Source organism: Deferrisoma sp. (assembly GCF_054681715.1).
Genome location: NZ_BAAHFQ010000251.1, coordinates 1 through 3,034 on the forward strand (window position 1 = coordinate 1; position 3,034 = coordinate 3,034).

Genomic DNA, 3,034 nt, shown 5'->3' on the forward strand with positions numbered 1-3,034 from the left:
CCGCGGCCCGCCGGAGCCGCCGTCCCGTCAGAGCAGGGCCTTCACGGCCCGGTCGAGGCCCTCGAGGGTCAGGGGGAACATGGGAAAGAGCCCGGCCACGGTGGCGATGGTGTCGTAGTAGCCCCACGACTCCTCGGGGATGGGATTGAGCCAGGCGCGCTTGGGGAACGCCTCGGCCAGGGCCCGCAGCCGGTCGATGCCCTTCACGCTCGAGCGGCGCATCCGCTCCAGGGTGCCGTTGGGGATCAGGAGCTCGTAGGGCGCCATGGCGGCGTCGCCCACCACGATCAGCCGGTAGCGCTTCCCGTACTCGCGGATCACCTCGTCCACCGGCACGTACTCGTCGGCCTCCACGTCCACATACAGGTTCTCGTAGATGCAGTTGTGGAAGTAGAAGGCCCGGAAGTCCTTGAAGTGGTTGATGCCGTGGGCCGCCGAGAAGAGCCGCTCCGAGAGCTCCCGGTAGGGCTCCATGGACCCGCCGGTGTCCATGGCCAGGATGAGCCGCACCTGGTTTTCCCGCTCCCGGGTGAACACGAGCTCGATCTCGCCGGCGTTGCGGCACGTGGTGTCGATGGTGGCCTCCACGTCGAGCACCTCGTCCGCGCCGGTGTGCCGGAGGTCCCGGAGCTTCTTGAGGGCCACCCCCATCTGGCGCACGTCGAGCGTGAGGTCGTTTCGCAGGTTCCGGTACCGGCGCTCGAAGGCCTGGAGCACGGCCCCCCCTCCCCCCCCGCCCTCCGTGGAGAACGAGATCCCCGAGGGGTGGCTCCCCCGGGTGCCGAAGGGGCTCGTGCCCCCCGTGCCGATCCAGTGGTGGCCCCCGTGGTGGGCCTCCTTCTGGGTGCGCAGCCGGTCCTCCAGCTCCCGCAGAAGCTCCTCCAGGCTCAGCCGGCGCATCCGCTCGAGCTCCTCGGGCGGGAGCCTGAGGGGCGCCAGCGGGTCGGAGAGCCACTCCAGGATCTGCTCCTTGGTGAGCAGATCGTCGGGCAGGTCGGCCCCCCGGAACACGTGGGCGAAGGCCTGGTCGAAGGCGTCGTAGTGGGCCACGTCCTTCACCAGGAGGCTCCGGGCCAGATAGTAGAAGTCGGTGAGGCTGTCCCGGTGGAGCCCCTTGGCCAGGGCCTCCATGAGGGCGAGCCACTCGGTGGGGCTCACCGGCACGCCCAGGGCCTTCAGCGCGTAGAAGAGCGGGAGGAACACGTTTTCGTCCGCCCTACCGGAAATACCGCCGTCCGGCCGTTCGCACGTCGGCCGGACGGGCGGCGCGGCGCGCCAGGGTGTCGGCGTCTTCCTGGAGCTTGATCAGGGTGCCCAAAAACGGCACCCGGTCCGGGGCCACCGTGGGCTCCTCGGGCAGCCGGGCCCCGCTCGCCAGGAGCACCCGGATCCAGTCGAGGAGCTCCGAGGTGGAGGGCCGCTTCCGGAGCCCCGGCACCTCCCGCAGGGCGAAAAACACCCCGAGGGCCCGGTCGAGGAGCTCGCCCGAAAGCCCCGGGAAGTGCACGTCCACGATGGCCCGCATCTGGGCCTCGTCGGGGAAGTCGATGTAGTGGAACACGCACCGCCTGAGAAAGGCGTCGGGGAGTTCCTTCTCGGCGTTGGAGGTGATGACCACCACGGGCCTCTGGGCGGCCTTGACCTCGTCGCCGGTCTCCAGGATCACGAACCGCATCTCGTCGAGCTCCTGGAGGAGATCGTTGGGGAACTCGATGTCGGCCTTGTCGATCTCGTCGATGAGGAGCACCACGCGCTCCGGGCTGGCGAACGCCCGGCCCAGGGGCCCGAGCTTGATGTACCGGCGGATGTCGCGCACGTCGCCGTCGCCGAACCGGGCGTCGTTCAGGCGCTGCACGGTGTCGTACACGTACAGGCCGTCCCGGGCCTTGGTGGTGGACTTCACGTTCCACACGATGAGCTCGAGGCCCAGGGACCGGGCGATGTGGTGGGCCAGCAGGGTCTTGCCGGTGCCCGGCTCGCCCTTGAGCAGGAGGGGCCGCTCCAGGGCCAGGGCCACGTTGACCGCGTCCTGTAGGGCCCGGGAGGCCACGTAGCCGTCGGTGCCCCGAAACCGGTGGAACTCGGCCTCGGACAAAGGTTGGTACGAAGGCTGCTGCATGATCGGATTCTCCCGTGGTGGAGTCGAAACGAGATCGGGGATGGGACTCGGTGGGCCGCTGGGACCCCGCTCGAACCGTTAGAGGGCCCGGTAGCCCTCGGGCCGCAGGGGCACCAGGCCGGCCCGGGCGGCGTCGAGAAGGGCCAGCGCGTTCTCCTTCTCCTCCGGCATCCGGACCTTGAGCGGCAGGTAGTTGGAGGCGTGGTTCGCCATGAAGAGCCCGTGGGACATCTCGGTGGCGGCCAGCATCTCCCGGAGCTCGGTGAGGAGCTCCTGCGGGGTCGGCACCGGGTGCTCCCCCCGGGCCACGAGCTCCGCGAGCTCCGTGCCCTCGCACACGATCACCGAAAGCGCGCCCACGTACTCGGGGTCCATGGCCGTGAGCACCCGGCCGGTCTCCCGGGCGTGCACGAGGCTTCGGCCCGGCGGGGCGATCCCCAGGAGCACCGTGACGGAGAGCTGGATGCCGGCCTCCCGGATCCGGCGGCCAGCCTCGATCATCTGCTCGGCCGTCGAGTCCTTCTTCACGTACCGCAGGGTCTCGTCGTCGCCGCTCTCGAGGCCCAGGTACAGGATGCCGAGCCCGTTCTCCCGGAGCCACCGGAGGTCCTCGTCGGTCTTCTTGCGCACGGCCCGGGCCGTGGTATAGGCCCCCACGCGCTCGACCCAGGGGAGCTTCTCCCGGATGGCCGGCAGGAGCCACCGCCACTCCCGCATGGGCATGATGAGGGCGTCGCCGTCGGCCACGAACAGCCGCTTCACCCCCGGGTAGAGCCGGGCCGCCTTCTCCAGGTCGGCCTCGATGACCGCGCGGTCCTTGATCCGGAACCGCCCCTTGGTCTTGTAGCTCACACAGAAGGTACACCGGTTGTGGGCGCACCCCACGGTGGCCTGCAGGATGATGGAACGGGCCTC

The 3,034-nt window shown here is 69.9% G+C and carries 3 protein-coding genes; all 3 read right to left on the reverse strand.

All coding sequences use genetic code 11. The annotated features are described in order from the left end of the window. Positions 1–27: 27 nt before the first annotated feature. The gene (locus ACY0I8_RS17385; protein ID WP_461395754.1) at positions 28–1,203 is read right to left on the reverse strand and encodes a vWA domain-containing protein; all 1,176 of its coding nucleotides are present in this window, start codon (positions 1,201–1,203) and stop codon (positions 28–30) included. Between the two features lie 13 nt (positions 1,204–1,216). Then, on the reverse strand, positions 1,217–2,119 hold the full coding sequence (locus ACY0I8_RS17390) for an AAA family ATPase (RefSeq protein ID WP_461395755.1): 903 nt from the start codon (positions 2,117–2,119) through the stop codon (positions 1,217–1,219). 78 nt (positions 2,120–2,197) lie between these two features. Continuing rightward, positions 2,198–3,034, reverse strand: an 837-nt coding sequence (locus ACY0I8_RS17395) for a radical SAM protein (protein WP_461395756.1), incomplete at its 5' end; no start/stop codon positions are given.